Source organism: Enterobacter cloacae complex sp. IR5458, assembly GCF_049238025.1.
GTDB lineage: Bacteria > Pseudomonadota > Gammaproteobacteria > Enterobacterales > Enterobacteriaceae > Enterobacter > Enterobacter kobei.
In genome coordinates, this window is record NZ_JBMKIF010000080.1 from 1 (window position 1) to 3,994 (window position 3,994).

At 52.0% G+C, this 3,994-nt stretch carries 8 protein-coding genes; 7 read left to right on the plus strand and 1 reads right to left on the minus strand.

Features of this window, described 5'->3' with window-relative positions; translation table 11 throughout:
- Positions 1 to 367 precede the first annotated feature (367 nt).
- The 7 genes from ACOTYN_RS25535 to msrA all read left to right on the plus strand — a co-directional run bounded on the left by ACOTYN_RS25535 (position 368) and on the right by msrA (position 3,478).
- The gene (locus ACOTYN_RS25535; protein WP_001567383.1) at positions 368 to 634 is read left to right on the plus strand and encodes a YdgH/BhsA/McbA-like domain containing protein; all 267 of its coding nucleotides are present in this window, start codon (positions 368 to 370) and stop codon (positions 632 to 634) included.
- Positions 635 to 730: 96 nt separating this feature from the next.
- Positions 731 to 1,288, plus strand: coding sequence for a TetR/AcrR family transcriptional regulator (locus ACOTYN_RS25540; protein ID WP_001567382.1), 558 nt, complete (start codon positions 731 to 733; stop codon positions 1,286 to 1,288).
- Between the two features lie 212 nt (positions 1,289 to 1,500).
- Positions 1,501 to 1,761 carry a DUF1471 domain-containing protein gene (locus tag ACOTYN_RS25545; RefSeq protein ID WP_001567381.1) on the plus strand — a complete coding sequence of 87 codons (261 nt, stop codon included), beginning with the start codon at positions 1,501 to 1,503 and terminating at the stop codon, positions 1,759 to 1,761.
- A gap of 30 nt (positions 1,762 to 1,791) precedes the next feature.
- Positions 1,792 to 2,298, plus strand: coding sequence for a DUF417 family protein (locus ACOTYN_RS25550; protein WP_001567380.1), 507 nt, complete (start codon positions 1,792 to 1,794; stop codon positions 2,296 to 2,298).
- Positions 2,299 to 2,371: 73 nt separating this feature from the next.
- Entirely contained in the window at positions 2,372 to 2,509 is a 138-nt protein-coding gene (locus tag ACOTYN_RS25555; RefSeq protein ID WP_021243014.1) for a hypothetical protein, read from the plus strand.
- 23 nt (positions 2,510 to 2,532) lie between these two features.
- On the plus strand, positions 2,533 to 2,994 hold the full coding sequence (msrB, locus tag ACOTYN_RS25560; protein ID WP_021243015.1) for a peptide-methionine (R)-S-oxide reductase MsrB: 462 nt from the start codon (positions 2,533 to 2,535) through the stop codon (positions 2,992 to 2,994).
- Positions 2,984 to 3,478: a peptide-methionine (S)-S-oxide reductase MsrA gene (msrA, locus tag ACOTYN_RS25565; RefSeq protein WP_021243016.1), complete on the plus strand. Its 495-nt coding sequence runs from the start codon at positions 2,984 to 2,986 to the stop codon at positions 3,476 to 3,478. The genes msrB and msrA overlap by 11 nt, the downstream gene beginning before the upstream one ends.
- A gap of 230 nt (positions 3,479 to 3,708) precedes the next feature.
- On the opposite strand, the gene ACOTYN_RS25570 is transcribed toward msrA, so the two are convergent.
- A partial coding sequence (locus ACOTYN_RS25570) for a hypothetical protein (protein WP_205732207.1) occupies positions 3,709 to 3,994 on the minus strand: 286 nt, incomplete at its 5' end.

Here is a 3,994-nt window from a genome sequence, read left to right on the forward strand (position 1 = left end):
AAATACACCAGTTTAAACAATCATTCATCTGGTTTTGCGAATACTGATATTGATGATACAAACGGCCCACCGGCCTGTTGAGGAACCTGTAAAACGGAAAGGCTCGCTGAAGCCGTATATTTTCTGGAGGTTCATCAGGCGCGGAACTCATCGAGGCGCGGGAATAAAATCCCATTCAGACGCCGGATAGATTCAAGCAAGCCAACTTGTCGTCAAAATCGGTGTTGCAAAAACGGGAGTGACCATAGATTCGTTTTCCAAGCGGACCCCAATTAACACTTGCCAACCTATCTACTGGTTGGTATATTTGATTTTAACAACACGACACACAAACAAAAACACACAACAGAACATCAGGAGCGTCATCATGAAAAACATCATCAAAACCACCCTTGCCATCATCGCCCTGTCCGCCAGCGCACTGAGCTATGCCGCCAGCCCGCAAATGGTTTCCCGCAGCGAAGCAGCATCGCTGCAAAAAATTGGGGTGGTCTCTTCCGGTGGCTTCACCACCCTGGATGACCTGGTGGCCTCACTGGATATGAAAGCCGCTGATGCCGGGGCCACACACTACCGCATCACCAGTGCCACCGGTATGAATAAACTTTCCGGTACCGCTGTCCTGTATCGTTGAATACCCGTTACCCTCGCAACTGCGCCCGGAACCCTTCTGGTTTCCGGGCGCAGTTGTGTCTGAATAACAGGCACCCGCAGGTGCCAGGAGAACATTATGTCCACCCATGACAGTCTGATTGAACTGACTGATACCCTTATCCAGCAGAACGGCTACCAGGGCTTCAGCTATGCTGATCTCGCTGACGGTCTGGGAATACGGAAGGCCAGTATCCATTACCATTTTCAGACCAAAACCGACCTCGGGCTTGCCTATTGTGAATACAAGGAGGCCAGCCTGCTGAAACTGGAAGCTGCCCTGTTACAGCTGCCACCGGGTAAAGCCCGTCTGCAGGGTTATATGGACGCATTTCTCAAATGCGCCGACAGCGGCCAGATGTGTGGCATTCACGCCATGCTGTCCGACAGCGCCCTGTTTGAAGAACCTCTTCAGAAAGCCACCTCACGACTGGCACAAACCGACCTGCGCATCCTGACCAGTGTGCTGGTTTCGGGTCGTGAAAGCGGTGAACTGGCTTTTACTGCTGAGCCGGCTGACGTGGCCATTATCATCGGCAGCGCCATTAAAGGGGCCCTGATGCTCAATCGGATCCCTCCTCATGATGCCTGTTCCCGCACCATGAGCGCGCTTATTCAGCTACTCTCCCGCCCGTAAAGCCACGCCTGTGGCTGCCCCGGTTTAACCGGGGCAGCCAGCACTCAAAAAAATCACCGCTGACAACGCCTGTATTCCGGGGGCCTCAGAAGACATTAAGACTTTCCTTGCGTTTAATTTCCAGTTACCCCTTGCCAATCTATCTACTGGTAGGTAGAATAAATATTAACAACACGACAACACAATAAAACAGACATGCAGGGGGCATCATCATGAAAGCACTTATCAACGACGTTATCGCTGTCTTCACCCGTAAAGCCCATGGACCGGTCATCATCAAATCCGATCTTACTGAGGAAGAAAAAGCAGCTCTGGTACCGGTCCGTACACTCTCTGTTGGCTGGGTGTCTTCCGTGGATGAGCTGGAGCGGGAGGTTATCCGCGAAGCCCTTGAACATGGCGCTGCCGCTTATCTGATTTCTGAGCTTGAGCAGGCCCGTTTCGTTCATGCCCGCGCCACGCTGTTTGCATAAACACAAAACGAAAATAAAAGGACACACACCATGAAAAATAACGTCGAGACACAACTGCGCCGGTTACTTCGTAAAACGTCAGGCCTGGACATTATGGTTCTGCGGCTGTCAGTGATTTTCATCTTCGCCCTGTTTGGCACCTACAAATGGTTTGCCTTCGAGGCCAATGCCCTTCACCACCTGCTGCCAGGCACCTGGCTCGGTGCGCTGTATCCGGCTCTCGGCGTTCAGGGGCTCAGCTACGCACTCGGCGTGGTGGAAAATATCACCCTTCTGGCCCTGATTGCCGGATTTTTCCGGCCGGCAGTGGGTGCAGCAGGCGCCCTGATGGTGGCAGGCACCGGCATCGTCACCCTGAGCCTTCTGCCGCAGCTGGGTCGCATTGACAGCTTCATTATCAAGGATGTTCTTCTGATTGGGGCTGGACTGGTGCTGTTGCGTCATGACCTGCGACGGACACTGATTAACCGGAGGGCGAAGCAACTCAGCGCCGTGCACAAACCCCGCTCGTCTGACGCATTGTCAGCCATGGGGTGACCCTGAATTACGCAGCAGCCTGATATTTCTGGCCAGCAAATATGACACCACTCCCGGGTTCATGGTGAGAGGCATGGAAGCCGCCTTTCGGGCGGGGATCACTCCCCGCTACTTTTTAGAGCGCTACCTGGAAAATAAGTCGCTCCCCGCCAACCCGGACTTTGAAAAACACTATCTGGATCTTATTCATGAGCAGGACCCGTCCCGGTGAGTGAGATTTGTCAGGAGAGCGATATGAACAAACCGTATAAAAAAGACCCACAGACCATTCAGGCACTGACGGAACTGCAGTTCAGCGTCACCCAGAAAAGCGCCACTGAGCGCCCGTTTACCGGAGAATATGACGACCACTTTGAGGACGGACTGTACGTGGATATCGTCTCCGGTGAGCCACTGTTCTCGTCGAAGGACAAATTTGATTCGGGCTGTGGCTGGCCGGCATTCAGCAAACCAGTGGAAAACAACGTCCACAACCTGAGCGACCTCAGTCATGGCATGGTGCGTACTGAAGTGCGTTCCCGTCACGGTGACAGCCATCTGGGACACGTCTTCCCTGACGGGCCACAGGATACCGGTGGATTACGTTACTGCATTAACTCGGCTTCACTGCGTTTTATCCCGAAAGGCGCTCTGGAAACAGAAGGATACGGTGAATTTCTTCCCCTGTTTGAGAAAGGAGATAAGCATGAAAACTGATGTGGCAATCCTTGCCGGTGGTTGTTTCTGGGGTGTCCAGGAGCTGATCCGCAAACTCAATGGCGTGGTCAGCACCGAAGTGGGCTATACCGGCGGACGTAATGATAACCCGACATACCAGCACCACCCAGGACATGCGGAGGCGGTGAAGGTGGTGTATTCCCCGGATAAACTGAGCTACCGAAAACTACTGGAATATTTCTTTAGTATTCACAACCCTACAACAATACTTCGTCAGGGTAATGACGTCGGCTCAAGCTACCGCTCAGCCATCTTTTTCACCACAGAGGAGCAAAAGCAGCAGGCAAACCAGCTTATCCGTGAAATAGATGATTCAGGAGTCTGGCCCGGAGTCGTGGTGACAGAAGTAGAGCAGGCCGGTGAGTTCTGGTCTGCAGAGCCAGAGCATCAGGATTACCTGCAGCATAATCCCGACGGCTATACCTGCCATTTTGAACGACCTGACTGGACGCTTCCGGGATAAGTCACCGTCGCAGACTCGCAGCATTCAGCCCCGCCCATGTGCGGGGCTTTTTTGTTCATATGCAGAAACGAGAATGGGATCACAAACAAATTTCTTTAGTCCATTTCTTGCATACAAAACAATCAACATCCTGATTTTAAGGGGCATATTAGAAAAAAGATGAGGATGATTAGGGTCAAAGGGACAAAGGGACAATGTTTAGAATTATGCTGACCGTTATCGCAGGATCGTTATTTTACGGACTCTCGGCCAGTCTGTGTTTTGCCGGGCTTTTTCGCATACACGCCCCCAGTGCCTGCACAGCCTTCTGTCTGACTTATAACCCAACAGCCGGCTATGTCATGCTGGTTACCGGTATGACACTGTTTATCGTATTTTTGCTCAGCCTTTTCCGGACAACAAAAGCCCCTATTTAACATAAAGGCTTCATTGTACGCACCGCTAGGGGTCGTCTCAGAAAACGAATCTATGGTCACTCCCGTTTTTGCAACACCGATTTTGACGACAAGTTGGCTT